This is a genomic window from Streptomyces albipurpureus (assembly GCF_023701525.1).
GTDB lineage: Bacteria > Actinomycetota > Actinomycetes > Streptomycetales > Streptomycetaceae > Streptomyces > Streptomyces albipurpureus.
Genome location: NZ_JAMQAW010000023.1, coordinates 114686 through 140961, shown reverse-complemented (window position 1 = coordinate 140961; position 26276 = coordinate 114686). Strand labels below are relative to the sequence as shown.

General features: G+C 68.9%; 38 protein-coding genes and 1 pseudogene. 8 read left to right on the top strand and 31 right to left on the bottom strand.

The annotated features are described in order from the left end of the window. Nucleotides 1-6: 6 nt before the first annotated feature. The 6 genes from NBG84_RS18130 to NBG84_RS18105 all read right to left on the bottom strand — a co-directional run bounded on the left by NBG84_RS18130 (nucleotide 7) and on the right by NBG84_RS18105 (nucleotide 5980). Entirely contained in the window at nucleotides 7-2457 is a 2451-nt protein-coding gene (locus tag NBG84_RS18130) for a phage portal protein (RefSeq protein ID WP_250920516.1), read from the bottom strand. Beyond that, entirely contained in the window at nucleotides 2457-2624 is a 168-nt protein-coding gene (locus tag NBG84_RS18125; protein ID WP_250920515.1) for a hypothetical protein, read from the bottom strand. Before NBG84_RS18125 ends, NBG84_RS18130 begins: the two co-directional genes overlap by 1 nt. Before the next feature lie 19 nt (nucleotides 2625-2643). After that, nucleotides 2644-4440, bottom strand: a complete 1797-nt coding sequence (locus NBG84_RS18120; RefSeq protein ID WP_250920514.1) for a terminase large subunit — start codon at nucleotides 4438-4440, stop codon at nucleotides 2644-2646. Next, complete coding sequence (locus tag NBG84_RS18115; RefSeq protein WP_250920513.1) at nucleotides 4409-4867, bottom strand: phage terminase small subunit P27 family; 459 nt, start codon at nucleotides 4865-4867, stop codon at nucleotides 4409-4411. The genes NBG84_RS18120 and NBG84_RS18115 overlap by 32 nt, the downstream gene beginning before the upstream one ends. A gap of 151 nt (nucleotides 4868-5018) precedes the next feature. Further along, nucleotides 5019-5588: an AAA family ATPase gene (locus tag NBG84_RS18110; protein WP_250920512.1), complete on the bottom strand. Its 570-nt coding sequence runs from the start codon at nucleotides 5586-5588 to the stop codon at nucleotides 5019-5021. Between the two features lie 227 nt (nucleotides 5589-5815). Beyond that, nucleotides 5816-5980, bottom strand: a complete 165-nt coding sequence (locus NBG84_RS18105) for a hypothetical protein (RefSeq protein ID WP_250920511.1) — start codon at nucleotides 5978-5980, stop codon at nucleotides 5816-5818. A 48-nt stretch (nucleotides 5981-6028) separates the two neighbouring features. On the opposite strand from NBG84_RS18105, the gene NBG84_RS18100 reads away from it, so the two are divergent. Beyond that, complete coding sequence (locus tag NBG84_RS18100) at nucleotides 6029-6202, top strand: hypothetical protein (protein WP_250920510.1); 174 nt, start codon at nucleotides 6029-6031, stop codon at nucleotides 6200-6202. A gap of 93 nt (nucleotides 6203-6295) precedes the next feature. On the opposite strand, the gene NBG84_RS18095 is transcribed toward NBG84_RS18100, so the two are convergent. From NBG84_RS18095 to NBG84_RS41565, 22 genes are all read right to left on the bottom strand, one after another. Next, nucleotides 6296-6499: a hypothetical protein gene (locus NBG84_RS18095; RefSeq protein ID WP_250920509.1), complete on the bottom strand. Its 204-nt coding sequence runs from the start codon at nucleotides 6497-6499 to the stop codon at nucleotides 6296-6298. After that, nucleotides 6492-6731, bottom strand: coding sequence for a hypothetical protein (locus NBG84_RS18090; RefSeq protein ID WP_250920508.1), 240 nt, complete (start codon nucleotides 6729-6731; stop codon nucleotides 6492-6494). Before NBG84_RS18090 ends, NBG84_RS18095 begins: the two co-directional genes overlap by 8 nt. A 156-nt stretch (nucleotides 6732-6887) precedes the next feature. Next, complete coding sequence (locus NBG84_RS18085) at nucleotides 6888-7190, bottom strand: helix-turn-helix domain-containing protein (RefSeq protein WP_250920507.1); 303 nt, start codon at nucleotides 7188-7190, stop codon at nucleotides 6888-6890. A gap of 94 nt (nucleotides 7191-7284) precedes the next feature. Beyond that, on the bottom strand, nucleotides 7285-8019 hold the full coding sequence (locus NBG84_RS18080; RefSeq protein ID WP_250920506.1) for a GIY-YIG nuclease family protein: 735 nt from the start codon (nucleotides 8017-8019) through the stop codon (nucleotides 7285-7287). Nucleotides 8020-8104: 85 nt separating this feature from the next. Further along, complete coding sequence (locus NBG84_RS18075) at nucleotides 8105-8557, bottom strand: HTH domain-containing protein (RefSeq protein ID WP_250920505.1); 453 nt, start codon at nucleotides 8555-8557, stop codon at nucleotides 8105-8107. After that, nucleotides 8554-9273 (bottom strand): hypothetical protein, encoded by a 720-nt coding sequence (locus tag NBG84_RS18070; protein WP_250920504.1) that lies wholly within the window; start codon nucleotides 9271-9273, stop codon nucleotides 8554-8556. Before NBG84_RS18070 ends, NBG84_RS18075 begins: the two co-directional genes overlap by 4 nt. Continuing rightward, entirely contained in the window at nucleotides 9266-9973 is a 708-nt protein-coding gene (locus NBG84_RS18065; RefSeq protein ID WP_250920503.1) for a hypothetical protein, read from the bottom strand. The genes NBG84_RS18070 and NBG84_RS18065 overlap by 8 nt, the downstream gene beginning before the upstream one ends. Next, nucleotides 9970-10323 (bottom strand): hypothetical protein, encoded by a 354-nt coding sequence (locus NBG84_RS18060; RefSeq protein WP_250920502.1) that lies wholly within the window; start codon nucleotides 10321-10323, stop codon nucleotides 9970-9972. The genes NBG84_RS18065 and NBG84_RS18060 overlap by 4 nt, the downstream gene beginning before the upstream one ends. Further along, nucleotides 10320-10490: a hypothetical protein gene (locus NBG84_RS18055; RefSeq protein WP_250920501.1), complete on the bottom strand. Its 171-nt coding sequence runs from the start codon at nucleotides 10488-10490 to the stop codon at nucleotides 10320-10322. The genes NBG84_RS18060 and NBG84_RS18055 overlap by 4 nt, the downstream gene beginning before the upstream one ends. Next, nucleotides 10490-10864: a hypothetical protein gene (locus tag NBG84_RS18050; RefSeq protein ID WP_250920500.1), complete on the bottom strand. Its 375-nt coding sequence runs from the start codon at nucleotides 10862-10864 to the stop codon at nucleotides 10490-10492. The genes NBG84_RS18055 and NBG84_RS18050 overlap by 1 nt, the downstream gene beginning before the upstream one ends. Beyond that, nucleotides 10861-11016 (bottom strand): hypothetical protein, encoded by a 156-nt coding sequence (locus NBG84_RS18045; RefSeq protein ID WP_250920499.1) that lies wholly within the window; start codon nucleotides 11014-11016, stop codon nucleotides 10861-10863. Before NBG84_RS18045 ends, NBG84_RS18050 begins: the two co-directional genes overlap by 4 nt. Then, nucleotides 11013-11489, bottom strand: a complete 477-nt coding sequence (locus NBG84_RS41140; RefSeq protein ID WP_250920498.1) for a helix-turn-helix transcriptional regulator — start codon at nucleotides 11487-11489, stop codon at nucleotides 11013-11015. Before NBG84_RS41140 ends, NBG84_RS18045 begins: the two co-directional genes overlap by 4 nt. Beyond that, a complete protein-coding gene (locus NBG84_RS18035) occupies nucleotides 11486-11821 on the bottom strand; it encodes a hypothetical protein (RefSeq protein WP_250920497.1) in 336 nt (111 codons plus the stop codon). The genes NBG84_RS41140 and NBG84_RS18035 overlap by 4 nt, the downstream gene beginning before the upstream one ends. 10 nt (nucleotides 11822-11831) lie before the next feature. Further along, on the bottom strand, nucleotides 11832-13091 hold the full coding sequence (locus NBG84_RS18030) for a helix-turn-helix domain-containing protein (RefSeq protein ID WP_250920496.1): 1260 nt from the start codon (nucleotides 13089-13091) through the stop codon (nucleotides 11832-11834). A gap of 40 nt (nucleotides 13092-13131) precedes the next feature. Continuing rightward, nucleotides 13132-13548, bottom strand: coding sequence for a hypothetical protein (locus tag NBG84_RS18025; protein WP_250920495.1), 417 nt, complete (start codon nucleotides 13546-13548; stop codon nucleotides 13132-13134). Beyond that, entirely contained in the window at nucleotides 13548-13760 is a 213-nt protein-coding gene (locus tag NBG84_RS18020) for a hypothetical protein (protein ID WP_250920494.1), read from the bottom strand. The genes NBG84_RS18025 and NBG84_RS18020 overlap by 1 nt, the downstream gene beginning before the upstream one ends. Nucleotides 13761-13985: 225 nt before the next feature. Continuing rightward, nucleotides 13986-14906 carry a hypothetical protein gene (locus NBG84_RS18015; protein ID WP_250920493.1) on the bottom strand — a complete coding sequence of 307 codons (921 nt, stop codon included), beginning with the start codon at nucleotides 14904-14906 and terminating at the stop codon, nucleotides 13986-13988. A gap of 82 nt (nucleotides 14907-14988) precedes the next feature. Then, the gene (locus NBG84_RS18010; RefSeq protein WP_250920492.1) at nucleotides 14989-15180 is read right to left on the bottom strand and encodes a hypothetical protein; all 192 of its coding nucleotides are present in this window, start codon (nucleotides 15178-15180) and stop codon (nucleotides 14989-14991) included. Further along, nucleotides 15177-15482 (bottom strand): hypothetical protein, encoded by a 306-nt coding sequence (locus NBG84_RS18005; RefSeq protein WP_250920491.1) that lies wholly within the window; start codon nucleotides 15480-15482, stop codon nucleotides 15177-15179. The genes NBG84_RS18010 and NBG84_RS18005 overlap by 4 nt, the downstream gene beginning before the upstream one ends. Then, nucleotides 15482-16531, bottom strand: a complete 1050-nt coding sequence (locus NBG84_RS18000) for a hypothetical protein (RefSeq protein ID WP_250920490.1) — start codon at nucleotides 16529-16531, stop codon at nucleotides 15482-15484. Before NBG84_RS18000 ends, NBG84_RS18005 begins: the two co-directional genes overlap by 1 nt. Before the next feature lie 91 nt (nucleotides 16532-16622). Continuing rightward, on the bottom strand, nucleotides 16623-16874 hold the full coding sequence (locus NBG84_RS17995) for a hypothetical protein (RefSeq protein WP_250920489.1): 252 nt from the start codon (nucleotides 16872-16874) through the stop codon (nucleotides 16623-16625). Continuing rightward, nucleotides 16874-17107, bottom strand: a complete 234-nt coding sequence (locus NBG84_RS41565) for a helix-turn-helix domain-containing protein (protein WP_425608655.1) — start codon at nucleotides 17105-17107, stop codon at nucleotides 16874-16876. Before NBG84_RS41565 ends, NBG84_RS17995 begins: the two co-directional genes overlap by 1 nt. Before the next feature lie 1408 nt (nucleotides 17108-18515). Here NBG84_RS41565 and NBG84_RS40685 point away from each other — a divergent pair. Continuing rightward, the gene (locus NBG84_RS40685; RefSeq protein WP_285367023.1) at nucleotides 18516-18641 is read left to right on the top strand and encodes a hypothetical protein; all 126 of its coding nucleotides are present in this window, start codon (nucleotides 18516-18518) and stop codon (nucleotides 18639-18641) included. A gap of 224 nt (nucleotides 18642-18865) precedes the next feature. Continuing rightward, entirely contained in the window at nucleotides 18866-19075 is a 210-nt protein-coding gene (locus tag NBG84_RS17990) for a hypothetical protein (protein ID WP_250920488.1), read from the top strand. A 265-nt stretch (nucleotides 19076-19340) separates the two neighbouring features. Here the strand turns inward: NBG84_RS17990 and NBG84_RS17985 are convergent, their stop codons facing one another. Continuing rightward, nucleotides 19341-19649 (bottom strand): helix-turn-helix domain-containing protein, encoded by a 309-nt coding sequence (locus tag NBG84_RS17985; RefSeq protein ID WP_250920487.1) that lies wholly within the window; start codon nucleotides 19647-19649, stop codon nucleotides 19341-19343. A 590-nt stretch (nucleotides 19650-20239) separates the two neighbouring features. On the opposite strand from NBG84_RS17985, the pseudogene NBG84_RS17980 reads away from it, so the two are divergent. From NBG84_RS17980 to NBG84_RS17965, 4 genes and pseudogenes are all read left to right on the top strand, one after another. Next, nucleotides 20240-20453: pseudogene (locus tag NBG84_RS17980) on the top strand (hypothetical protein); the annotation flags it as partial. Between the two features lie 132 nt (nucleotides 20454-20585). Further along, complete coding sequence (locus NBG84_RS17975; protein WP_250920486.1) at nucleotides 20586-21908, top strand: glycoside hydrolase family 18 protein; 1323 nt, start codon at nucleotides 20586-20588, stop codon at nucleotides 21906-21908. Nucleotides 21909-22404: 496 nt separating this feature from the next. Continuing rightward, nucleotides 22405-22596, top strand: a complete 192-nt coding sequence (locus NBG84_RS17970) for a hypothetical protein (RefSeq protein WP_250920485.1) — start codon at nucleotides 22405-22407, stop codon at nucleotides 22594-22596. Nucleotides 22597-23406: 810 nt separating this feature from the next. Further along, nucleotides 23407-24294: a Bax inhibitor-1/YccA family protein gene (locus NBG84_RS17965; protein ID WP_250920484.1), complete on the top strand. Its 888-nt coding sequence runs from the start codon at nucleotides 23407-23409 to the stop codon at nucleotides 24292-24294. Nucleotides 24295-24386: 92 nt separating this feature from the next. Here the strand turns inward: NBG84_RS17965 and NBG84_RS17960 are convergent, their stop codons facing one another. Then, a complete protein-coding gene (locus tag NBG84_RS17960; protein ID WP_250920483.1) occupies nucleotides 24387-24617 on the bottom strand; it encodes a DUF4287 domain-containing protein in 231 nt (76 codons plus the stop codon). A 99-nt stretch (nucleotides 24618-24716) separates the two neighbouring features. Here NBG84_RS17960 and NBG84_RS17955 point away from each other — a divergent pair, with 99 nt between their 5' ends. After that, nucleotides 24717-25043 carry a hypothetical protein gene (locus NBG84_RS17955; protein ID WP_250920482.1) on the top strand — a complete coding sequence of 109 codons (327 nt, stop codon included), beginning with the start codon at nucleotides 24717-24719 and terminating at the stop codon, nucleotides 25041-25043. 24 nt (nucleotides 25044-25067) lie between these two features. Here the strand turns inward: NBG84_RS17955 and NBG84_RS17950 are convergent, their stop codons facing one another. Then, complete coding sequence (locus NBG84_RS17950; RefSeq protein ID WP_250920589.1) at nucleotides 25068-25937, bottom strand: hypothetical protein; 870 nt, start codon at nucleotides 25935-25937, stop codon at nucleotides 25068-25070. Between the last annotated feature and the right edge of the window lie 339 nt (nucleotides 25938-26276).

The following is a 26276-nucleotide window of genomic DNA, read 5'->3' as shown; positions in this document are numbered from 1 at the left end:
CTCCCTTCACAGGTTGAATTGGAGCCGGCAGGTGCATCCGGCGATCTCGTCCACGCCGAGGCGGTGGTCATGCGGCCAGCGGCCCTGGTGCTTGCCGATGGTGAACGTGTCCCGGATGCCCACCGTCTGCCCGTCCGCTCGGGCGTGGGTCTTGCGCGGGTTGGCGTCCCACACCCGCCACGTTTTCGTCTTGGCGCCGGCGTGCTTGGCACCCTCATGACTGGCGAAGTTGGTGGTCGATGACACTCTGGCCTGCGCCAATACGCGCGCGCGGGACTCCGTCATCCGGTCGAACATGTCCCGCACCGAGGCCTGCACTTCCACCGGCGCGTGACCGAGGTTGATGGTGGACCGCAGCTTTTCCACGGTGGTGGAGTTGATGTTGCTCGCGGTCGAGGCGGCACTCGCGGCGAGCACCGCGGTGGTCTCCTCCAGCACGAACGACCCACCCAACGCCGAGGCGGTGGCGGTGCCGACCTCGGCGACCAGGCCCCGGGCGAGCTGCAACAGAAGCTCGGTCAACACCTCGTTGTCCGCGGCGAGGTCGATGATGTCGTCCGCGGTCGCGCCCGGGCTGACGTTCAGCGCGGCGAGCGCGCGTTCTCCTTGCTCGGCAAGGAACGCGCTGATCGCTTCGAAATGCCGCTGGATCCAGCCCGGCATCTCCTCGGGGGCGGGGGTCTCCGCGGTGTCGTCCCGCCGCTGCTGGGGTGGGCGGCGACGGGCACGGAGTCCGGAGAACGGGAACGCGGTGCGCTGCGGTCCTGTGGCCCAGGTCAGTTCGGTGAATCCGAGGTCGACGGGTGTCGGCGGCTGGGGAGGGGTGCCGTCGTCGCCGAGGTAGGTGAGGGTCATGTGTGGGGTGAAGCCGTGTCCGGTGTCGGCGGGGACGCCGGCACCGGCGAGCGCGTCGACTAGGCGATGGCGGAGCTCCGCCAGCCCCGGCACATCGACCGTGGCGAAGTACGGTGTCGTGCCATCGTCTCCGGGCGGAAAGTAGCCCAGGCCACCGATGGATCCGGCGAGGATCTGGTGCTGGGCGGCGACACCGGCCACCACCACAGCGGCCGTCGCCTTCTGGTCGTCGGTTAGGTCCTTGCCCAGGTAGGCGAGGGTGATGTGCAACTCCTCCGCCGCCAGCCCACCCTTAACGGCCAGACGCTCCGCGATATCGGCGGGCGGATACAGGGCGACCATCGCCGCCCCGCTCGGCACCTGGGCGGCCGCCCGCACGCTCGGCCGCGCTCGCTGCTCAGGTGGTGTGGTCTGCCCGGCCGGGCTCATGTTGAGGGGGACGACGTATTCGTCTCCGCCCTCGATCGGCGGTTCGTCTTCCTTGGCCCGGATGTCGTTGACGGACATCCATCCCCACTGACGTGCCTGCGCGTAGGCGCTGAACCGCTGGGTCGTATCACCTCGAAGTAGGGCGTCGGGGTTGAACTTCAGATACGCCTCGGGTCCGCCGAGGAGGCGTTGCGTGGTGCGTTCCAGGCGGGTGGTCCACGACATCAGCGAGTAGATGACGTAGCCGAGGGACATCTGCTCGATGCCCGATCCCCATGAGGTCGACCGCTCCACGTCGCCGATCATGTGCGGGGGGACACCGAAGATCCCGGCGATCTCCGCCCGGGTGAGCTTGTAGACCTCAAGGAACTGCGCGTCCGCCGGGGACAGGGTGGTCTTCTGCCAGGTGGCCCCGGCCTCCATGACCGCCAGGCGGTGGGAGTTGTCGAACCCTTCGTGAAGATCGGTCCATTGCCGGGTCAGCCGCTCGAACTGCTCATCCTTGAGCGTGCCAGGGACACTGACGACGCCACCGGGTGAGGCGTCACGCTGAAAGAACGACCCGATGTAGCTGGTGGCGGCCCAGCCGGTGCCGACCGCCTGCCGTGCCATACCGATAGGGGAAAGGCCCTCCACCCCGGACAGACCAAACGCCCTGAAGTGCAGGAAGTTCTCCGCGCGCACCAGGCCATCGGCCTCACGGATAGGCGCCCACTCGTCGTCATCCAGGGTGATCTTGTAGACCAGTTCCCCGGTCTCCGGCACCCGCCGCGGTTCGACACTGGTCCAGGAAATCGGCCACAACCCGACCGGCCGACCGCCGTTGTTCCGCTCGATATAGACACCGGCGTTGCCGCGGACCAGCATCCACCCCAGTACCTGGGCCCAGAACTCACCGGACGGCAGACCCGGATTTGCCTGGTAGGTCAACAGCGGCGCCACGGGGTGCTCGTCAATGCGCCGACGAGTCGACCCCGACCGCTCATACACGGCACAGGGCAGCATGCTGCCGGTCTCTGCCAGCAGTCGCACCGACGAGAACACCGCAGCAACCTGCAATGCCTTCTCCGGGGTGACGGACACCCCGGCACTGGTGCCCCGCCCATCCAACCGGGGTAGCGCCTTGCGGCTGCGTTCGGACCGGCCGGTCAAGAGTCGGCGAATCAACGGCATCAGGCACCTCCCCGCACGTTTCCGGCGGTGATCAGGACGGCGGCCACGACCAGGAGCGCGACCCCGGTGCCGATGACTCCGGCTAGCGCGCCGCCTATGAGGACCAGGCCGGCCGCGCCGGCGGTGATCCCGGCCAGCTCGCACATCCACTGGACACGCTCATGCACCCGCGGTCTCCCTTGTCGATCAGCTGATGATGCGGATGTTCGGCTCGGGCTCTTCTTCGGGCTCGGCCCGCATCAGGTGCATCGCCAACGCGTTGAGACCCGAGGCGACGCCGTCGATCCGTTTGGTGGACAGTTGCCGGTCGGGCTTGACCGGCTTCACATGACCCTCGGAATTGGCTTTGACGCCGACGCAGTCGACATGCCACCGCAGGATGGGATGCCCGCCATGAACGATCCGGCCGGAGAGAACGAGCCGTTCGAGTTGCTGGCAGGGTTGGTTCAGACCGGCGTAGCCCTGGGAGACCTGTTCCATCTGCACACCGGCGTCCATCAGCTCGGACACGGTCTCGGTGGCGTTCCACCGGTCGTAGCCGACGGCGAGGATGTTGAACCGCTTGGCCAGATCATCAGTGATCAGGGAGCGGACGGCCCGGTAGTCGACCACGTTCCCCTCAGTCAGCCGCAGCGCCTGCCCGGCATGGCCCGGCGTCTCCTCGGCCCACCGCTGCAACGGCACCTTGGTGCGCCGCTCCAGCTTGTCGATGTTGTCCTCGGGCAGCCAGAAGAACGGCACCCAGATGTGCGGCTCGGCCGGGTCATCCGTCTGCGGTGGGAACCACAGACTGAACGCGGTCATGTCGGTGGTGGAGGACAGGTCGAGACCGCCGTAGCAGTCGCGGCCCTCCAACTCATCCAGCTCCACCGGCACCGGCAGGAGCGATCCCGGGTCACGGCCGGACCGGTCCCAGTCATCCATCGCGAGCCAGCGCGTGGTCTGCTTCGTGCGGATGTTCAGGTGCAACCTGAGGTAGCGGTTCAGCTGCGCCGGCGAGCGCTCCGCCTGCCGGGCCTTGCCCTCCAGATAGTCCGCCAGCACGGTGACGCCATAGCCCGGGTTAGCTGTGCGCAGCGTGTCCTCGGTGAACGGGTCGAACTCTGCGGCCTCCTGGTCGGCGCCGAAGACGACACCGAACACGGTCGGGTCCTCGGCGTGCCTGCCGGCGAGGGTCTCGATCTCCTCGCGTTTGGTGGCGTAGACGCTGCCGGTCTCGGCGCCGTCGTCCGCCGTGGTGATGAACACGATCAGCGGCTGGGTACGGCTGCCGACGCCGGTCTCCAGCGCGTCGATGACGTCCGGGTTGCGGTGGACGTGCACCTCGTCGACCACGCCACCGTGGACGTTCAGGCCGTGCGCGCGCAGCCCCTCCGAGGACAGCGCCCGAAAGATCGAATGGGTCACCGGGTGCTCCAGCAATTTACGCTGGATGCCGCGCCGGCCGAGCTTCTTCTTCAGCGGCGGGGAGCCGGACGCCATGTTCGCCGCGGCCCGGAATACGATGTTGGCCTGGTCCCGGTCGCCAGCCGCGGCGTAGACCTCGGCGCCGGCCTCACGGTCCGCGAACGCCAGATACAGACCCAGCCCGGAACACAGCGTGGACTTGCCGTTCTTCCGCGGGATCTCGAACCACACCGTGCGGATGACCCGGTAGCCGTCCGGCCGTTTCAACCCGAACACGGGTGCGACCAGGTACCGCACTTGCCAGTCCATGAGCCGGAACTGACGCCCGGAGTGCCGCCCGATCAACTGCTTCAACAGCAGGAAGAACTTGAGGACCCGTTCCACGGCTGCCGGGTCGAACCACGTACCCGCCTGCGCGGGGATCGGGGTCACCAGTACCGGCCGGCGGCCCTGCGTCATCCACTCGGTGGCGTCGACCAGCCCGGCATCGACCCAGGCCGCCACCGCCTGGTCAATCTCTGCGGTCAGCTGCGTCCGCAGGCGGTCAGTCGAGGATGTCTTCCCCCTCCGTGCCATCGTCACCCTCCGGCTTGATGGAGCGCAGCCGCGAGTTCGGGGTGATGAACAGCTCCTTCGCCAGCATCGCCACGGTGGTCGTGGCCTCGCGCCAGATCTGCCATGCCGGGTGCTTGGCGGGGCCGTTGCCCGCGCGCCGCTCGGCCACCAGGTCCTCGGTCTGCAACAGGCGCTCTGCGGCCACGAACTTGGACCAGGCCGCGCAGTACGTCGTCAGCGCGGCACGGTCCACCTTGGCGAGCACCCCGAGCCGGTCCAGTTCGGGCACGATGCGCCGCCACTCTGCTTTCGCCTCGGTGTCCAGCCAGGTCGGAGCGGACGGGGCACCCGGCTTGGCCGTCACCCGCTTCGGCGCGGAACGCCCGCCGGGGTTGCCACGCAGCGCGCGGACGTTGTCGGGCTGGGGAACCGGGCCGCGGGTACCCATCACCCACCCCCTCCCGGTGTCACACACAGTGATGGGCGGCTACAGCGTTCTCAGGAACGCGGCCGGAACTCGCGGTCACGCGCGCGTCACCCCCGCCTGCGCTGGAAACCCACCCCACCGGCAAGATCCACAACCCCCCTAGGGGTCGGGGTCACCTCGGTGAGGCGGTCTGATCAGCGCGGTGGATGCGCCACCACGACTCGATGGCGTCGATCGTACCGTCCGGTCTGCCATCGTGTCGCGCTCGCCGTACGCACTCGTCCTCAGCGGTGGCCAGCACCACGACGGCCACGCCCTCGGGGGCCAGGCGCCGCCGGTCAGCGTCCCGCGGTGCGGTCGCGATGAGCCACGCACGCGCCACGTCGTGCCGTCGCGCGAGTCGTGCGATCACCGCGTCACGCGCCTCGGCCACGAACGGGGTCAGGGCCGATGGGTGGTGGTGGGGGTGGGGGGACCCCAGCGCCTGTGCGAGTGCATCCCAGTCCACGACCAGATCGCCAGCCGCAGCCCGCTCACGTACATAGGTGGTCTTGCCCGAACAGGGTGGGCCGCAGACCAGCGTCACCTTGGTCGGGGTGGCCAGGCGTTTGGGGCCAGCGCCGGCGAACCCGACCTCGGCCGCGGTCTTGGCATCGTGGCAGCGCTTGCACATGGCCTGGCAGTTGGCGCGGTCGAACGCCAACGTCTCATCACCGCGGTGGGGGCGGATGTGGTCGACCACCCTCGGCGGAGCACCGCACCCGGCCCGACACAGCGGCTCCTCCGACAGGACCTGGTCCCGTAACGGCGGCCACCGCGGATCGTCATACACCCACGCCCACGGCCGCCGCGCGTCACCCGCCCTACGCAACGCCGGCTTCTGGCAGACACGACACCGACCCTGCGCATCACGGCGCAGCCCGCACACCGGACAACGGCCCACTGGACGACGGGGCATGAGTACCTCACCTAGGGGTGATGGTGGCCTTGAGTTGCTGTGAGGATCTCCCGGCCCTCGCATCCGCAGCCGAAGCACCATCGGCGTTCGTCCACCAGCTCGGCGGCCTGGCCATCCAGGAAGTAGAGGCAGTCGGTCTCTTCGACGCTGATCGATCCGACCCTGGTCCGGCACATGGGGCAGTGGGGTGTGGGGTGGAGCGCCGGGCCGATCAGAGTCAGCGGGTGAAGGATGGGGAGTCGGAAGTAGATCCCGATCTGGTGCGGGGTGTGGTCGCCGTCGTGCTGGTGGGTGAGGCCGCACTGTGCGCGGTCGGGGCCGGTGAGTCTCTGACACTGGCGCTGGTCGATGGCGCGCTCCTTCCCTTGGTGCGCGGCGGTCCGGCCGCGGCCTGGTGACCGCACAGGATGCAGACGTCGGACTCGGCCAGGAGCCGGGCGCGCATCTTGCGATAGGCGTACTCGGTGAGCTCGGGACGGCCAGCCATGCGGCTACGGCTGCGCCGGGGCGAGGGAGCGGACGGCGTCGGCGAGGTCGAGGAGCGCGTGGAGGATGCCGATCTGCGCAACGGCCGCCGCGTTCGTGCTGGCAGCCACCATCTGGTCGTTGGCGACGGGGCGGCCTTGAGGCAACACCGCCAGTTGCGCGACGGCGGCCGCTTCGTATCGGCGTGCGTCGGCTCGATGATCATGCATGGAGTTCTCCAGAGGTGAGAGGGCTGGCGAGGTGTTCGCGGGCGAGGCGGATCACGTCGTCCCGGTTGCCCCATTCGCTGTCGAAGGAGCAGCAGCAGCGGATGCGCATGGTGCCGTCGTGTTCGTACTGGACCCATCCCGAGCTGGTCGTCGGCAGCACCTCGCGGTTGCCCTGCTCCCAGTCGAGATGGTGCTCACCGCGCGTCGCACATGACTCGTGGAGGTCGCTCACTGTGGTCTCCGGGTATGGGTGAGCCCGGCTGCGCGCAGCCAGCCGGTGAGGGTGAGCAGCAGGAGCGCCGCCGCGGCGATGGTGGTTGTGGTGGTGGTGGTGCGCAGCACCGGGCAGCAGGTGCGGGGTCGGTGGCACTTGTGACAGTTCCGCTACTTATGCCGGGGCTGGTGTGGTGCGCGGGGTGCAGGGTTTCCAGTCGGGGTTGCGGCCGCCGCGTTTGGCTCGGTCGGCGCCCCCGTTTTGCCAGGCGTCGCGCTCGGCGAGGGCGAGGGTGCGCAGGTGGTAGAGACGGGGGCCGGGGATGGGGACGTGGGTGATCTTTCCACGGTGGGCCCATTGGCGGATGGTGCCGGGTTTGACGCCGAAATGGGCTGCGGCGTCCGCGACGGTCAGGAGGGTGCCGGGCTTGATGGCGTCCAGCGGTGGGTTGGGGAACTGGGGCTCGCCGGGGGGCATGGGCACCTCCTGCGGGCATGACGCAGGCCCCGGCGCGGGTGGGCGTCCGGGGCCTGCGGTTGTTTTTGGGCAGGGTGTAGCTGCGGTTTCGACGTTACAGCGTGGGTGTCGCGTTGTCGATGTTGGTCGGTATGGGGGGCAGGCCTTGGGCTGTACGGAGGCCGTTGATGTAGATGGCCAGGGGTGGAGCGAGGCGGAACCACTCGCCGTTGAGGCGGTAGGGCGCATGGGCTTGGTGGAGCTCATGTTCTCGCCGGGTGTAGCCGGGTTCGGTGGCGAGGAGTTCGATCTCAGGGGCGTTGATCTCGCGCAGTCTCTGCGGCACGTTGATCGATTTGCCGATCTTCACAGCTGTGCCGGATTGAACGAAGTACACGCTGCCGTGGGCCTCCCGGTCGGCTTGCTCGCGTGCCTCGCGCCGCCCTTGGGGCGTGCGGAGGTGCTGAAGCAATCGCTCCTGTTCGGCCATTTCGCTTGTCCAGTGGTCGAGATGCATTTGGCTGTCGGCGCCGAGAGATTGGAGACCTATGCGTGTGCGCTCGATGGCGATGAGGTGAGCGAGTTCGTCGTCGGGCAGCTTCCACCAGCTGGCGTAGCGGCGTAGCCCGGTGGAAGTGAAGTGGTCGTCGCACAGGGGTAGAGGCTCGGAGATGGCTGGAGGAAGCCGGCACGCCTCGCCCAGGTGGGTCCCAACGCACTGAGAACCGCGGAGGATAGGAATGCTGACATGGACGCGGTTGCCGCAGCCGCAGCGGTAGGAACCGCGGCCTCGGGGTGCGTCAGGGGTCATCGTTCTGCCGCAGGCGCAGCGCACGGTGGGTTCCGGCATATCTGTGTTCTCCTCCCGGGTCGGCCGTGTCTTGGAGGCGGCCTTGGCTCCAGGATTCCGGGAGGGTCTGACAGTGCCTCTTGGGTCACTCCGGTTCCGGGTAGCACTCGGCGAAGCCTGCGAGGAGTCGCGCCAAGCTGGCGATGTGTTCGCGCAGTTGGCCGGCCCATGCGTGTGCGTCGGGCGCGGGGACCATGACGTGTGACGGCTCGGCGTCCACTGCGGCCGCGACGGCTTCCGCGAGAGTGCGCATGGCCGCGCCGGCCTCAGCCGCGCGTCGCGCTTTGAGGTCGCGCACTTCACCGTCTGTCGCGGTTCGCGTCGCGCTTTGAGGTTGTTGCTGGTCAGCGTGTTGCGCGTCGCGTTCCAGGGCGCGGATGTCGCGCCAGACGACGTGCTTGCTGACGCCTAGGCGTCGCGCGATCTCTATCTGCGAGACGTTCTCGGCGAGGAGTCGCGCGACGGTCGCGCGACGGGTCGCGGTGGTCGCGCTCCGGCTGCCGGAAGTCGCGGCGGGAGTCGCGGTGGTCGCGGTCATGAGGCGTTCTGTTCCTGCCGGGTGGTGTGGGCGTGGGTGGTGTAGGCGGCGGTGGTCATCTGGTGGCCGCAAACCTCGCAGCTGATGCCTGGTTGCCCGTCGGTGGCGGTCAGGGCGTAGGTGGCGCAGGCGGGGCAGGGGGCGTCCATGGGGGTGTTCTCGGGTGTGGTGCGGGTGAGGATGCGGATGTGGCGCACCAAGGCGTCCAGTTGCTGGTGGAGGTCGGTGATCCAGGGGCGGGTGGCGGCGTAGCCGAGGTAGGCGGTGAGCCAGTGGCGCCAGTCGGTGAGGGTGGTGCCGTGGCGTGGCAGCGGGGTGTGGCAGGTGCGGACGATGATCTGGCCGCGGTGGTCGCGCAGGATCTGGCCGTCCTGGTCTCGCAGGATGGCGGGGTAGTCGTCGGTGATGTAGGCGACCCATCCGGCGAGGAAGGGATAGATGGGGATGTGGCCGGTGGCATCGCGCTCATCCTCGGGCGGGGTGGCGTGGCCGGGGCCGATCAGGTTGAGGACCCCGATGTTCAGGGGTGCGGGTGCGGTGGCCCGCGCGCCGATGCGGCCCTGCGCCGGTCGGCCCTCCGGCACGAGTGCGGCGTGGAGGTGGGGCAGCAGCTGGAAGAGTTCGCCGAGGAGCTCCCGAGTGACGGCCAGGCAGCGGGTGCAGGCGTGGAGGCCGTCGCCCGCGGGTTGGTGGTGGCAGATGGTGCAGTCAGCCACGGCCAGCCTCGGGCCGGCCGTGACGGGTGATGAGCTCGCGGGCTGATACGTGGGGGCAGGGGGAGGCGGTGGTGCCATGTATTCGGCAGTGGCCGTGATGGTCGTGCCGGCAAGGCTCAGGGTCGGCGAGGGTGGCGAGTAGGCCGATGGCGCGCTGAAACTCGGCGTGGAGGGTCTGGTGGCCCCATTCGATGTGGGCGCCGTGGTAGCCGCCGCGAAGGAGGTCATCGAGTGTGGGGGCGCCGGTGGCCAGGAGATCGGCGGGGTCGGTGACCAGGATGGTCTGGCCTCCGGGGAGGAGTACGCCGTCGTAGGCGTTGCCGTGGTGGTGGAGACGGAACCCGATCGCGAAGGGAGCTTCCGTCTTGGTGTCGGTCTGTGGGGGGGTGCGGGTGTCGATGTCGTGAATCCAGGCGGCGCAGACGGCGGCGATCTGCACCAGCTCGGTGCGCAGCTTGGCGGGGTCGGTCTCGGCGAGGGCCTCGGCCGCCTCCTCACGGAGGATGTGGAGCCAGGTCAGGTACTCGCCCTCGGCTGCCTGCTGGCACGCCATCCGGGCTACGTCCGCATCGACGATGAGCTCCGGGTACTGGCCGGTGCCGTCCGGGTGACGCTGATCGCCCCATTTGGCCAACTGTCGCTGGCGCTCTGTGTCGACGGCTGCGGCGAAGGCCTGCAATCCGGGGGTGGTGAAGCTCATTTCGCCGCTTCTCTCTGTTGGGTGGCGTGGGCGGTGGCGAAGAGTGGCCGGCCGCACATCCAGCACCGGACCTTGAACGAGACGAACGCACGTCGTGCTGCGCCCGGATCGCCCTCGATGGCCGTGTGCACGGTGGTGGCCCATGCCTGCCAGCGGTCGCGCCAGTCCCGGTGCCAAGCAAGCCGTTCGTCTAGGTCGGCAGGGGCATCGCGTTTCAGTGGCCAGGTGGGGCCCGGCCTTGCGCCGCGGGGCCAGATGCTGATGGTGCCGCCGTGTACGCGCCAGTAGGTCGTGGTGGTGGGGTCGGCGTGGTCGATGGCTGCGTAGTAGCCGTCCGGCAGGCCGGTCATCGCAGGAGCTCGTATGTGCCGCAGGGGCCGAGGCAGATGGTTTGGCCGTGGGTGACGTAGTGGACGTGGTGGCCGGCGGTGCGTAGGGCGGTGGCTGCGTGCCAGGCGGGCGGTGTGTGGTCGGTCGGCTGCTGGTGGTCGGTGGGCTCGGTCCGGTTGGTGATCATCAGCGGGCTTCCTTACAGGTGGTGTCGTGCGCGGTGCCGTGGGTGATCCAGTGCTCGGTGCAGCACGCGTTGTAGAGCTGGGTGAGGCCGTGGTTGATGTGTGTGTGGATGTGGTGGGCGGGTATGAGGCGCCATCTCATGCCGGTGTGGGTGGCGTGGCTGCCGGAGTGGTCGGGGCGTAGCACGCACTCGGCGGTGCCGGGGCGGTGGTGGAGTTGGGCGGGCGGGGGGATAGCGCCGCAGTGCTCGGCGATGGCTCGGGTGTGGTGGGCGGCTGCGGTGGCTTGGGCGAGGGTGCGGGTGCGTTGCCAGTAGGCGCCGAGGGCGAACCAGGCGGTGGCGACGGTGGCGAGAACGGCGAGGGCGGTGATCACGAGTTGGTCCAGGCGGTGGTGAGGGCGGCGGCCGCGGTGAGGGCGAGTAGGGCGAGGGCGGCCCACCAGATGTTGGTGAGGGCTCCGAGGGCGATCAGGAGCGTGGTGCCGGTGAGGGCTGCGGTGCGCCGGGTGGCTGCGGGGTTCGTCATGTGAGGTGTCCGTGTTGGTAGGCGAGGGCGACGGTGTGGCAGCGGGATGCGAGGGCGGTGGGCGGGTCGGGGGTGGAGTCGAGTGCCTGGTAGATGTGGCGGAGGTGGGCGAGTGCGGTGTGGGCGGTGATACCGAGCTGCGCCCCGATCTGGCGGTTGGTGAGCCCGTCGGCCATGAGGGTGAGGATTTGACGTTGGCGGGGCGTGAGGGTGGTGGGTGGTCGGGGTTCGGGGGGTAGCTCGTTCAGCCAGCCGTTGCGGTAGGCGATGGCTATGGCGTGGGCGTTGTTGACCGCGCCGATACGGGGGCGCAGCCGGAGGAGTCGGTGGCGGATGGTCCCGGCGGGTGTCCTGGTGACCGCCGATATGCGGGCCAGGCTGTGTCCGCGGGCCAGGCCGCTCAGTGCGGTGAGGTCGTAGCGCCGGACCAGGCCGGGTACCGCCCAACTACCGCTGCTGCTCGCGCTGCTCACCGCGCTTTCCAGTAGGGGTGTTGGATCTGCGGCCGCGGTCGGGGTCTCGGCTGCGCCCTACTCGGCGTCCCCTTGTTGCTGCGTTTTGCTGGTGGGTTGGTGCAGGTGGCGATGTGGGGGATGGCGAGCCATTCGGAGCCCTCGGGGGTGGGGCGTTCGGTGGTGAGGCCTCGGGATTTCACTCGGCCGACTCGGTCGGTGTAGACGGCGGTGTTGCCGGTGGGGTCGGGGTCGGGGTTGACGAGGAGTTCGAGGGCGTTCTTGGCGGTGATGGTTTTGCGTACGGGGTCGCCGCAGCGGGGGCAGGTGGTGATGTCGTGGGCGCTGGGCATGGGTCTCCGTTCAGGTGGTGGTGGGGTGGTCGGGGCAGGGGCACCAGGTGCGGGTGCGGGTGGGTCGTGTGGGTGGTGGTGGCGGTCCGGTGGGGCGTTCGGGTCCGGGTGGGTGGCCGGGTGGCCGGGCAGCGGTGCGGAGTTGGGCGCAGATGTGGCAGGGGGCTCCGGTGCGCCAGATGCGGCCTGACTCGCAGTCGGCCAGGTGGCAGCCGCCGTGGCGGCGTATGGCCGTGAGGAGCCATCGGCCGTGGTCACTGATGTCGGCGTGCAACTGCCGGGCGTAGCGGTGTTGGAGGCGGTGGCGGAGCGCGTCCGGGGCGCTGCCGGCGTCGAGTTGGCGGCCGATTTCTCGGGCGAGTGTCCGGGTGACGTAGGGGCTGAGGCCGGGCAGCAGGTGCCGTACGGGCTCCATGACGTGCCAGATGCGGGGGGCGAGGGTGAGCGCCGGTCCGGTGTACGGGGTGGTCCGCGGAGCGCTGGGGCGGCTGCCGCTGAACACGGCCGGGACGATGCCGGGGTTATCCACAGGCAGGGGCTGGTAACTACCGGTGTCTCGCCTACGGCGGTTGAAACCACCGGCCCGCCCGTCATCAGGTGAGTCAGTCTCAGGGTCTTCCTTAGTCGCGTGGGACCCGTCAGCAATGGGCTCTCCCGATCCGTCACTGGGTGCGGGGAGTGGGGGCTGGATCGGCTCGGTATGGACGGTGTAGAGGTGACGGCCTTGGTAGCCGGCCCGTTCGGTGATGGTGATCCAGCCGAGGTCGGCCAGGCCCCGGACGGTGCGGGCGACCGCGGCTTGGCCGAGGGGCTGCCCGGCGGACTTGCCGGTGCGGTGGCGCAGGACCTGGCCGAGCTCCGCGTACGAGACGGGTAGGCCGCGGGCGACGGCGTAGGCGATGGCGATGTAGGCGCGCAGCTGGCGGGGGGTGAGGGCCTCGGGTGCGCGGGTGGGTATCCAGACACCGAGCTCGCGCCGGGCATCAGTCCGGCGCACTCGGCGGTCCGCGGTGCGGCCGCGGCCGCCGTGGTAGGTGCGGCGGTAGCTGACCAGCTCCACCACATCGTCATCCGGCGCCGGCCGCATCAGCTGCGTCAGCGACCGTTCGACGGCGGAGCGGGAGAGGCCGAGGAGGCCTGCGAGGTAGGCCACCCCCGCCTCACAGGACCCGGACTTCATGGCGAGCCCGGCGATCTTGATGTAGACGGCCAGTGCTGCATCGGCGTAGTGGGTGGAGGTGACCAGCCGCCACGGCACACGTACCCGCACGGGTGGTCACCTCCTTTCAGGCGTAGTGGTCAGGGGTGGGTCAGTGGGTGGGCAGGGTGAGGGTGATCGCTGCGGGCTGGGCGTGCCCGTCTGCGTCGACCGAGCGATGCCGAACGATCCAGTCGCCGTGTTCCAGGGAGTTCAGGGACGCGCGGGCCTTGGCGTCGTCGATGCCCGCGGCCCGGGCGAGCTGCCGAGCTGCGGGCACCCGGTTGGCGGGGAGGTGCCCGGTGTCGGTGGCGTACTGGGCGAGGAGGAACCCAACGAGGCGGGCGACGGGGTGCAGTCCGTACGGGGCCTGCGGACTGCTCCGGATCGATGCCTCGTACGCCGCCCGATCCCACCCCGCAGCCGCCGGCGGCCGCTCGGGCTCCGTCCGGGCCGGGATCGGCTGCGGACGTCGGGGACGGGCGGCCAGCGCCGCAGGCGTCGGCCGAGGGGCGAGGGGTTGAGACATCACAGTCCTCCTGAACGGTCGGTGCTGAAATGAGTGAGATCGCCGAGGTCCTCGAGGAACCGCACGACCGCGGCCGGCCCCTCGGCCTGGTGCTCGCAGCCGACCCGGCAGCGGAGCTCCGCGTACGGCAGCCGCAGCCAGACGCCACGGCGCTTGTCGCCGCAGTCGACGTACAGACCTGGGTAGTCACGCGGTGGCCACCGGCGGGTCATGGCGGCCCGCCCCAGCGGGGAGGAGGGGGCGGGCCGCCGGACATCAGGCGGCCGGGGGAGGTCCGCACCGGCATGCCCCGCCGGGGGCGCCCTGCCCGATGGCGCAGGCGCACACCGGCGTCAGCGGGCCCGGGGCGTCGGTGACGCCGGAGCACTGGTCGCACTGCCCCTCGCGCCACTCGCCGTCTCCGCAGGGCGGGTCGTATGGATCGTCGTCGTAGAAGGTCATCGGACAGCCTCAGCGGCAGCGCGTTCCCGGGCGTAGACCTCCCGCGGTTGCAGGAGCACCCACCGCAGCGCGCCCTCGGCTGCCTGCCCGTAGGCGTAGGCGGCGTCCGACATGCCGGCCGACGCGGCTACAGCCTCGTGGTACTCGGACGCCTCGTGATCGCTGACGTACTCGCGTCCGGCGAGTTCCTCGGCGTGCTCTGCGGCGATCTGCCTATGGGCCACAGCGTCGTGGGCCGCCTTGATCCGGGGTGCGGTGGAGAGCTGGTCGATGCCGGTGACCTCCAGGCGGCCGTGGGGGACCGGGTCCCCGTCCCCGTCCGCATCGAACTGGACGTGCGCGGGCTGGGCGCCGGTCTGCACCTGCCGAATTGCCCAGGCGACGCCGGACGCGTACAGCAGGGCCGCGTCCTCGTACTCCCGCTCCAACCGCCGGGCCTGGTCCGCGTAGAGCCTACTCAAGGCCGAGATGGCCTTGCCGTGCGGCTGGCTGGTGCGGGTGTGGTCCCAGGCACGCTCATGCAGGTCGCCCCGCACCCGGACGGTCTGCCCCTCATGCAACTGGCGGCGGGTGAAACACACGGTCTCCTGCGTGAGCAAGGCCGCGCGGTGAGCGAGCTGCCACTCACCCGCAGTCTCACGGAGCGCCTCCACCGAGTCGGTCAACGACTCAAACCACGGCCGCGCGGGTGGGGGCGTCGTACGGTGTCGGGGACTCCCCTGGAGGGCGGCGCAGATGTGCGCTGCTATGTCCTCGGGGTCGGCGGCCCAGGTGTTGCCGGACGCGCTGTCATTGGCGGTGGCCCACTCGCCGCGGCCCCAGATCCGGACGGTCGGGTGGCCGGGGGCGAGTGTGGTGAGTGCTGCGGTGATGGTGTCCAGCTCCGCCTGGCGGGGGTGCTTGGGTAGGTCGGTCACAGGTCTCTCCCCTATATGGGTGTGCAGGTGAGTGGTGGCTGGCCGGGCGGGGTGTTGGGGCAGCACCCGCCCGGCCAGCGGGTCAGCGGGGAGCCGTAGCCGTGGGGGCAGGCGGGCGCTCGGCTGACCCTTCGGGGGTGGTCTGGCGTGCCCGGCGAACGGCACGGCCGAGGCCTCGGCCGATCGCGATGACGGCGCAGCTGATGACGAGAACGGTGAGGGTGATGGCGGCGCCGAGGAGACCCCACGGCACCCACCAGGGGCAGGCCGTCATCGAGGCCGCCTCGGTGGCCGGCTGGTACGGCGGGGGGTGCGGTCGTACTCGCGGGACTCGGGCCGGGCTGTAGGGCGGGGAGCGAGGAGCAGCGACCAGCGGGTGGACAGCCATGACCCCGCAGCGTGGGGTTTGGCGCGGATACCGTCCCGGTGTTCCCATCCCCACTCGCCGGCCCGGGCGAGCATCATCCCCGCGACCGCGACTGCGGCCAGGACGGCGATGATCAGCCATGCGGCCATGCCCTGGAGTGCCATGTACGCGGCGCCCAGGACTGCGGTGATCAGCAGCGCTACGGCCATCACGACGCAACCCCCGCGACTGCCCCAGGGGAGGCCAGCTGGGGGTGCAGGGTCGCCCACTCCTCAGCGTCGATGAACCGGACGCTGCCCACGCTGACCTTGACTCCGTCGACTGTGCGGGACCCGTCCGTGTCCTCGCAGCCCGGATTGGAGTAGCCGGTCGTGTCTCGAAGGCTGGTGGCGAGTTGGATGTCCAGCCAGTCCGCCCACGCCTGGGTATCGGCGCGTGTGCTCGGCTGGAGGTGGAGCTCCGCCCGGTCGCGGTCGACCTGAGGGCGCACGCCCAGCAGCGCGGGCAGACCAGCGGCGTCAGCGTCAGCGAGGATTCGGCGCGCGACCGTGGACACGGCGCGCGAGTTCTCCTCCATGGCGTCGATCGCCTCGATGCCGGTCATGAGCCCCGGTACCGCAGGGGTGGGGTCGGGTGTGGGGTCGGGCTCCGAGTGAACGCCGCCCACGGAAGTGTGGGTGTCCTTCTCGGAGACGACCTCGGCCTCGACCGCCGCGGTGGGCTCGGTCTGACGCGCAGGGGCCGCAGCGGCGGCGCGGTCAGCGGCGGCCAGCTTCAGGCCCACGGTGCGGTTGGCGTGGTTGGCGCACCAGTCGGTGCAGTACCAGGTCGGCTGGGTGTCGGCGCCGATGAGGTGGCCACCGAGGACCCAGCCCCACACGGCGGGGTCGGATTCGTCGAGGACGGTGGTGGAGATGCCGCAGCCGGTAGTCGTGCACGACCCGTCCTGACGGATACACGTCGTGCACAGGTCCAGCATCAGGGTGTTGTGTACCCAGGAGCAGCCGCCGGGGCAGGGTGCGTCCTCGGTGCAGCCGCACCGCACGCACTGCGCATCCTCGACCGGTGCGGGGAACAGGGCGGCGAGGTGCTCGGCCAAGTGCTGACGGACCTCGGGGCTACGGAGCCCGGACACCTGCGCGATCTTCTGCCAGCCGGCGATCGCGACCATCAACTCACCGACCAACTGCCCCTGCGCGGACAACGCCGGAGAGGGCAGGGATGGGGGCGGGGGTGGGATATGGGAAGCTTCGGGCACGGTTGTTCCTCTTCTCTGGGTGCAGTACGGCTGCATGTAGAGGGGTGGGGCACCGAGGGGCGCCGGACCAGGCCCGGTCCGGCAGCCCCGCTTAGCCACTGCGGCGTCGCTGTTTCGGCTGAATGGTCGCCAGGCTGAGACCCGGCGGCTTGGCGGTCTCCACTGCCGCACTTCCAGGGCGCACGCGACACATGTTCTTGATCGCCATCAGTTCGTCGTCATCGAATGCGACGGCCCTGCCAAGCTTTTGGTGCGGAAGCGTGTCGAGGTTCTCCTCAAGGAAGCCGACTGCACAGCGCAGAGCTGCTGCGGCCTCTTCGAGGTTGTAGTTCTGGAGACTCATTACGCAGCTCCGGATGCGTCGACCTGATCCGGCCGGAGCTCAAGAACACGGGCGAGAGCCGCTCGCAGATGCGGACGGGGAGGGTGGACTCCCCTTTCGATTTTGCTCAGGTGATCGGGGTGAACAGCCACTCCGTGCGATGCGCATAGCTCTGCGAGGTCGACCAGCGTCAGGCCCAGCCCTATGCGTTGCCGCCGCAAGGAGGTGGTGTCTGCTTGGTTCTGTGCTGACATGTCACGCAGGTTAACGCAGGCAGCGTGAAGAAACAACAGATCGGTTGGGGTCTGCTGCCTCCGTCGTTGGCTGGAGTCGGAAGGTGCCAAAGTGGGGCCGCGTGAAGCTGCGTTAATCTGCGTTATGTCGATACCGAGAGGACGTGGGGATGGCGGAGTCGTCGCACCTCGATAACGAGCTGAACCGCCGGCGCCTAGAGCTAGGGCTCACTTGGAGGCAGTTGGCATCGGAGGCTCGCACGACCTACGAGACACTCCGTGCGATGCGCCGAGCCGAGGGCAGCGCGAGTCAACTCACGCGGCGGAACCTAGAGCGCGCCCTTAGATGGGCGCCGGGTGCCCTTGATCTTGTAGAGCAGGGTGGTCGACCGGAGGTGATGCCCCCCGAGTCGCACCCGGAGCCGGCCGCAGCGCCGCCCGTCCCGCCGCAAGATCCACGCGTGGACGCCATTCTCACGATCATCGATGGTCTGCCGACTCGGGTTCGACTCCAGGTTTTGCAGGCCTTGGATGACCGGTTGGCGGGGAGCGTGCGGCGCGACGATGGCGACACTCGGGCGGTTGGTTAGTGGCGGGTTCCCGCCATCTGGGGGCGGTCACGCATCGTGACCTGCGGTGTTCCCCCCGGGAACACGCCCCCCTTTTAAATGGCCTGAGACTGGCCGAGCTTGCCTGAAACCCAAATTCGGTGCGCAGGTCAGAGCGTATGTGCAGGTCAGGGAACTGGGACGGTCAGGTTCAAGTCCGGCTCCGGGCACTTCCGGAGTCGTATTCCGACGCCGGGTGGTTGAAACCTTGACCTCCACTTGGGGGTCCTGGAGCCCCACATACGGGTGGTTTTGCCGGGCCGCGGTGGACCAGAGGCACCTGGTGCACACAGTCCGAGCGCCCTGCCTTCGGCGTACCCGATGCAGTGGACCGAAGTCCCAGGAAGCGGCGATAGTCGGTCGCCGAGAGTGACCGATCGGATGACTCAACGGAACTCTGCTTGCGCCAGAACGGCACCGTGATCATCACTGAGGCCGACCATGACGGCCCTGGCCGTCTGGGACTCGCTGTGATCAACCCGACCGGGTACTCCTTCCCTCTGTTCTCGGCCGGCGGGTCCGGGCCCGTCGACGCCGACGCGGGCCGCGCAGCTCACCGGGTTCCTGGCACTGGCCGGAGCACGTCTGATGGCCGCGACCCTGGCGCTCTGACACTTCACGCGCTCTGACAACGGTGTTGTGGGAAGAGGCGGATCGTGGCGCCGGAGGCTTGACCATGGATGCGACGGGCGGGCCGGTGCGGGTGCCCGCCACGATCCGCGGTGTCGGTGAGGCTCTGCCCGAAGCGGAACGCGTTCAGTTCACCACCGAGATCGAGAACACTCGGCCGGTGAGTCCAAACGGTGTTGGTCCGGTGGGCGATGAACATTCCCACCGAGTACGACGACGCTGAACAGGCCCTGGTGGAACGTGTCCGGTCCGGGGACTCCACTGGCACCACTTTCGCCGAGGACCTCGGCGATGACATGTGTCGAAGCGGGGGATGAGCCGCTACCGCGTGACGTACGCCGATCCGACCGCCGTCGGTCGGCGGGCGCTACCGGCGGAAGTGCTTCAGATACTTCGGCGCGTGAGGTGCACCCGGACTGGGCTGGTGCTGCAACACGCTGCCTCTGGTGCTGTGAAGCCCCCGTTGGTGTCTTGTTGCCAGCAATAGCCTGTGATGACTGAGCGCAGTGCGTCGAGGTGAACCATCAGCAATGAGGAAAGGGTGGAGGCGCCCGCCACGATCGAGGGCATCCGCAACGCATTGCCAGCTGACCAGCGAAGGCTCTTCGATGAGGCCTTGGGCGAGACGACGGTGGAGAGTGTCGCCGATGTGGTGCGGCACTGGATTCTCAACCTTGCCTCTGGTACTGAGGACGAGGAGGTCTTCGCCTGCTTTGAGGCCGAAGAGTGGGGGCTGTATGAGTCGATATGAGATCGCGTATGCACCGGTGGCGGAAGCATCACTCAAGCAGATGTCCTCGCCTTTCGGCAGCAGAGTTCCGGGCGCCCATGGGGCGCACATTGGGCCGGGACCCCTACGGGCACGGATCGCGGGCATTGGGACGGGAGAGGGACCAGAGGGAGGCCACCGTCGCCGGGGTCTTCACGCATACCTACGCGGGGTCGGGCAGCAGTAGTCGGGACCGGCCGCATCGCTGCTGTCATCGAGAGAGTCGCGGTGGTGAGGGTACGACGCTTCACTGGGTCCTTCGATGCAGGCGTACAGGTGCGGGCGCAGGTTCACCTCCCTCACTCGTGGTGCCCGACGAGCGGGGCACGAATCCCAGGTCCAGGATGGGGACTCCGAACTCTGCCTTCAAAGCGAGCCTCAGCCGCTCTTGTGGCCATCGAGTCTTGCCGGTGCGCCAGTTGCGGATGTGTTGGGCGGTGACGTTGCCCGACTTGCCGGTCAACTGCTCAACGTGGGCGTTCAGACGCTGTGCCAGCTCTGACTGCTTCAACCCAGCTGCCGCCATGTGAGCTGCAAGATGGATGTTGCCCGTCATGTGCATAACGTAGCGCTGCGAGCGCTCTCTGTATGACCTTCCAGGTCGAGATTGCCGGTTGGCTGTGCTGACTTGCGTCGGGAATTGCCCGTCCTATGGGTGGGCCTGAACGGTTTCCTGCTGGTGGGCAACCGTGGCTTCGAGGTCAGGACCACGACCTCAGTGTCGGTCACCCCACTGTGTGAGCGGAAAGCGTTCGCGCGGGGATGCCAGCCCTCCTGGCAGGCGGAGCGCTCCTCCTCCTCGGCGCGATCGCCGTCGCCACCAGCCGACGCCGACGCCACACCGGCTGATCTCCCACGACCCGGGGCGCGGCAGTGCCCCGGGTCACGAGCGGCCGGCCGACCGCCGGCCCGACCAACTGCGCCGGGTGGAAGGGGTCCTGAAGCAAGCGGCGATCCAGTGGGCGGAGCCACGCGGGACCTTGGTCGTACAGCGTCCCCTGGCGGCTTTCTGGCCCCCGCGCGCCGAGGTGTGCGTACGGGGCCTGTGGCGGCCCGCGCCGCAGTACCTGCGCCGCCCGAATGGCAAGGTCACGTCCGAGGCCGAGCGGCACTGGCGACGTGGGATCGGCCGTGTACGGCGGGGCCGAGTCGCTGGGTCTGACCGGCGGGGAGACCTTCTCCTTCACTCTCCTTCACCGGTGTCACCGGACTGAACGAGGGCCGCACCCTGAAGACCGTCAAGGTCAGCGCGGGCTCGGTCGAGTTCGACGCGATGGTCCGCATCGACACCCACGGTGAGGCGGACTACTACCGCAACGGCGGCATTCTGCAGTACGTGCTGCGCAGCCTGAGTCGCTGACACTTCATCAATTCCCAAGAGGGCCAGGCTACTTCGTGTGGTCCGGCCTCTTGTGTGCACCCCCCGGCATGGGCTAGATCTCTTCTCGCGATTGGTACAGACCTCTGACCCCACTCAGACAAGGCCACCAGTATGTTCAGACGCACCTCCGCGTTCCTGGCGACGGCTCTGCTCGCCTCGCTCGTCGCGGTCCCCGCGACCGCTCAAGCCGATGACGACGACAGCCGCCAGCTGCCCGGCCACCGTGTGGCCTACTTCACCGGGTGGAGCGTCTACAGCGGCTTCTCCGCCAAGAAGGTCCAGGACTCGGGCCAGGCGGCGAAGCTGACCGTGATCAACTACGCCTTCGGCAACATCTCCCCCGAGGGCACCTGCTTCGCGGACAACCTGGCCGACCAGGCCGACGCCTGGGCCGACTACCAGCGCCCGATCGACGCGGCCGACTCGGTGGACGGCGTCGCCGACAACTGGGACCAGCCGCTGAAAGGCAGCTTCAACCAGTTGCGGAAGCTGAAGGCGAAGAACCCCCACCTGAAGGTCGTCATCTCGATCGGCGGCTGGGGCTGGTCCAAGTACTTCTCGGACGTGGCCGCCACCGACGCCGCGCGCAAGAAGTTCGTGGCCTCCTGCGTCGACCTCTACATCAAGGGCAACCTGCCGCAGCTGGACGCGCCGGGGGGCGGCCCGGGCAGCGCCGCGGGCGTCTTCGACGGCATCGACCTCGACTGGGAGCACCCGGGCGGCGACGGTCTGCCGGACAACCATGTGCGCCCCGAGGACGGCCGCAACTTCACCCTGCTGCTGGCCGAGTTCCGGCGGCAGCTGGACGCGGTGGGCGGCAGCGGGCGGGGGCGCCACCTGCTGACGGCGGCCGTAGCCAACAACACCGACGTCGCGGACCGGCTGGAGCTGCGGAAGGTCGCCCGCCAGGTGGACTACCTGAACCTGATGACCTACACCATGCACGGCTCCTGGGAGCCGCAGGGCCCGACCAACCACCAGGCGAACCTCTACACCGACCCGGCCGACCCCTCCGGCATCGGCTACAGCTACAGCGCGGACCGGGTGGTGCGGCACTACCTGGCCGGCGGCCTGCCGGCCCGCAAGGCGGTGCTCGGGGTGCCATCCTGGGGCTACGGCTGGACGGGAGTGCCCGCCGGGGCGAAGAACGGCCTCTACCAGCCCGCCACCGGCATGTCCCCGCGCGGCGGCGGCCAACTGCCCTACAAGGCCATCAAGGACCTGCCGGGCGCCGTGCACACCGACCGCGAGTTCGGCGCGGCCTGGAAGTACGACGGCACCGAGTTCTGGACGTACGACACCCCGGCCACCGCCGCCCAGAAGGCCCGCTACACCCAGCGGAACGGTCTCGGCGGCGTGATGGTCTGGTCCCTGGACGGGGATGACGCCCAGGGCTCGCTGATCGCCGCGCTGGACCGCGGTCTGCGGCGCTGACCCGCGGTTGCGACCCGGTGGCGGGCGGGGCGACCCGGCCGCCACCGGGTGCGGCGGCCGAATATGCAGACTCCCTGCACATGGCACATGCTGCACCGCCAACAACGCCCGGCCCGCGGCGCCCGTATGACCGAATTGCCGCCAGGTGAACAGCGGGCCATACCTTTGAGCGTCACGAAAACCGCCTCCGACCGGCGCGTTCGCCGCTGCGCTATGGCACCCGATCTCTACTCCGGCTACAGATGCGCCCGGGAGTGCGCCCTCGGGTACAGACCCCGGCCGGCAAGCCGAGAATCGGGCTAGGACCGGCCAGTTCGGTCCGGTTCTCCGAGGTCCGAGATTCGCCGCAAGGTGGCTGCGCTCTGTCGCGGCCAGTGGGGCGTGGACCGGCTGAGCTGGGGGGAAACGTGTGGGGGCCGACCTGGCCGTGCCGGGGAGCGGCGCGGCCCAGTGGCTTTCGCCGGGGTAGAGGTGGCGAAACAGGAGTACGACGGCCATGAGTGAAGCGTTGCCCATGCCATGGGGGAAGCCCGTCCACTGGGCGGAAGCGATCGAGGAAGGGCCGACGTCGGGTGCCGGCGAGCTGGCTCGGGCGGTGCTGGGTGCCTTTGCGACTCCCTATGTGGGTCGGGCCCCGCGCCGGTTGAGTGTGCAGGCGGTCCGTATCGCCAGTGGGCTGGAATCCTGACCCCGAGGTGCCGTGGTCCGGAGCACTGATCTGTGGGGAACCCGAGGAGGGTCTGGAACTCGCCGATGTATCGAGCAGCTACGGAGCTGGGCGCGGGACGAAGAGTCCTGGCGCGTTGCCTGTCTGCAGCTCCGCGGAGCTGCACGGTTCACGCTCATCGCCTCTGGCTGGTCGGGTCGGTACGGTCGGTACGTACTGACCGTATGGTCGGAGAATTCTCCCCGTGCGCCAGGTTGCTGACCGTGACGGATCAGCCACCAGTGTTCATCGCGTGACCATCGAAAACAGTGCGGGGTTCCGCCCCTTCTGCTGAAAGACGTCCACCCCCGAATACCCGGCCAATCGAATGCAGCGGGAATATCAAGCGGGGCGGCGAATAGGTCCGTCCGGCCGTGCGTCGGACAGCGAGGGTCGCACGGACCACCAGCGATCACTCGGCACGGCTGCCGTGAGGCTCGCCGCGACGGAGCCGTCGGCTGTGACCGCCGTCAGGGGTGGAAGCCTGACGCGGCCTCTTGTCCGTTCTGCTTTCCGCCACCTGGTTGGGGGAGCGGGCGGTGTGCGCGGAGGCCTCCCCCAACCGAGCCCCGCCCCCGCTTGCCCCGGGCCAGCCCCCGGGCCCCCGGCCCACCGCCGGGGGCTGGGGAAGCACAGGAGCGTCGGGCGCCCATCAGATGGAGTGGAACGGCAGAAATTGGCCTGTTACATGGGTCACGATCGGGAAAGATCCTCCTAGAGCATTAGGGTGCTTTCTTTGCACCCGCATTACTCTTAACGCAAGGCCGCGCACGGTGGCCATGGAGGAGTGAGATGAGGAGCAGTAACCCGGTCTTCTCGCGACGGGGGTTCAGCCGCGACAACGGCAATGCGGGCTTCAACGCGCAGCCGCAGGCCGGGGGCCCCGCCGTAGGAACCAACCCCTACGCCCCGGGCACCGGCAACCCGTACGCGACCAACCCGTACGCACCGGCCGACACCCAGCTCGGTGGGGACCAGCAGGCTCCCCCCAGTTCCCGTGTGATGACCATCGACGATGTTGTCTCGCGCACCGCGATGACACTCGGCACCGTGGTCGTCACCGCAGCCCTCTCCTGGTTCCTGTTGCCCGTCGACCAGGACAGCATCGGCAAGTCGTATGGCATCGCCATCGGTGCCGCGCTCATCGCGATGGTCCTGGCGCTCGTCCAGGCCTTCAAGAGCAAGCCGGTTCCGGCGCTGATCCTGAGCTATGCCGCGTTCGAGGGTGTCTTCCTCGGAGTCATCTCCAGCGCGGTCAGCACCTACATCAGCGCGGGTGTCGTCCCCCAGGCGGTCCTGGGCACGATGGCGGTCTTCGCAGGTGTGCTCATCGCCTACAAGATGCGCTGGATCAGGGTCAACCGTCGCTTCTACGGCTTCGTCATGGCCGCCGCGATGGGCTTTGTGCTCCTGATGGCGGTCAATCTCCTGTTCGCCGTGATCGGCGGCGGTGACGGCCTCGGCTTCCGCAGCGGCGGCCTGGGCATTCTCTTCGGAGTGATCGGCATCATCCTCGGTGCCTGCTTCCTCGCTCTCGACTTCAAGCAGGTCGAGGACGGGCTCACCTATGGTGCCCCGCGCGAGGAATCCTGGCTGGCGGCCTTCGGCCTCACCCTGACCCTCGTCTGGATCTACCTGGAGATGCTGCGTCTCCTCTCGATCCTCCAGGGCAACGACTAACACCTCGTAGAGAAGGGCCCGCAGGCACTGCCTGCGGGCCCTTCCGCATGTCAGGGGGTCGGACAGATGCCAATAGGGGTCATGGGAAGGGGCTACAGCAGTCTGCGGGCGGCCCGCCTGAGGTCGTACTCATGGATGATCGCTTTGGCGTGGCCGTATGCGAGATCGTGTTCGCCCCGGAGCCAGCTGACCTTCTCCTCAAAACGGATGAGGGACGGGCCATCCTCGACGGTGCGGAGCCAGTCGGATACCTCACGACCGGTGCAATGGGGGATTCGGGAGAGCAAATTGCGGTGGGTCTCTTCGGAGAAGAGCTGTGACATCGGCGCCTCCGGACGCGTTGCGCGTGTGCTCCTTCCCGACACCGTGCCTGAGGGTTCGCGTATTGGCAACAGTCCCGGAGATGCGCATAAGGTCGAACGGTGCTTGATACGACAGAGCTGACCGTGGCCGTCGACCGTTTCGCCGACCGGCTGCGAGTCGCCCCGCAGAGCCGCCTCCAACGCGGGGCCGCAGCGGAGGCACTGGGGCTGGCCAGGGAGTTGGCACTGCGTGCCCAACGGATCGAAGCCCCCGAGCGAGAGCCTCGAACCATGCCCGACATGGGCCTCTTCGCCGTCGCGGACCAACTGATGGTGGCCGGAACGGATTTGGCCGAGGCGCTGAGAACGGCCCCGTCCCGCCGTACGGCAGAGGTGGACGAGGCCGCGATTCTGGTCAAAGCAGCTGCGGAACGTGCCTTTCGATGACGGGCGCGGAGACGACCGCGGGCATCACAGGGACGCTATGACGCGGTCCGCGAGTATGTAGACGCTCTCCTCGCCACAGACGAAGGTCAGGGCGTACGCCCCGGAGACGCTGGAGCCACCCAGCAGTACGGGAGTGTCACCGGCGCGCAGGGCGTTCGCCAGGCGCTCCGCGGTCTCCCGATGACCGGGAGTCATACAGAGCGTGGTGCCGTCCGTGAACACATAGACATCGAGCGTTCCCAGCGGGCCCGGCCTGACATCGGCCAGCTCGGTACGCGCCTCGGCGAGGCTTTCCAGGCGCTCCACGGTCCGTTCATGATCGGTGACCACCGGAGTCTGTACGGGCACGAAGTCGGGGTGTGAGGGGTGACGGCGCCGGGCCGCTGCCAGCTCGGGGGAGTCCTCGGCGAACTCGATGACCTCGGGCAGATCGGCGTAGTCGATGAACTCCACCAACTCGTCCTGCCCCTCGATGGCATCCAGGTCCAAGGCCTCCAGACCGACGAAGTCGGCCTGCCGCGGCACATAGAACGGCAGTTCGTCACCGGGTGTGCCCATACCGCCCAGCAGGGGCGCGGTGACGTCCCCGCCGAGTCGGGCGGGGGCGTCACTGGCGTCGCGGGACTCCTGGGCCGCCCAGAAGGCCCTGGCCTCGGCCAGCTCACGCTCCCGCTCCTCCGCGAGGGCCTCGGCGACGGCGGCCCTGATCTCCGCCAGGGGGGTGGGGCGGGCCTGCGGCACGGCGGCGATGGGCCGCGCGGTGGCCGCGATGTTCAGCTCGGACAGTTCGGTGCGCAGGGCTGTGACCTGCCGGCGAAGCCCATGGGCGGCGTGCAGAGCAGCGGCGCCCACAACCGTTGCGGCGGCCGTGGTCAGCAGCAGGGCAAGAGACATGGTGCTCACTGACGTACTCCCGTTTTCGTCGACACCCCCGACTTCCTACATCAGCTTGCGATGGGCCTGCCCGAGCTGTCAGTGCATTACGTCACGAATTGGACAGGACTTTTGGCCCGGTGTTTACCGCGATACTGGTTTGACCTGCGGAAATGCACCTGCCCCAGGACCAAGGTCACATCCTGGGGCAGTTTCGGTCACGACTTGGCCCTGAGTGCCATGTCGGTGGCGAGCGGTGGCACCGCAGCCTCAGCGAGACGGCCGGGGGCCGCTGCTGCCCGCATGAGCTGGGCCCCTGCGCGGACTCCGCTTCACCTCAGCTGAACCGCCGGGCGAACT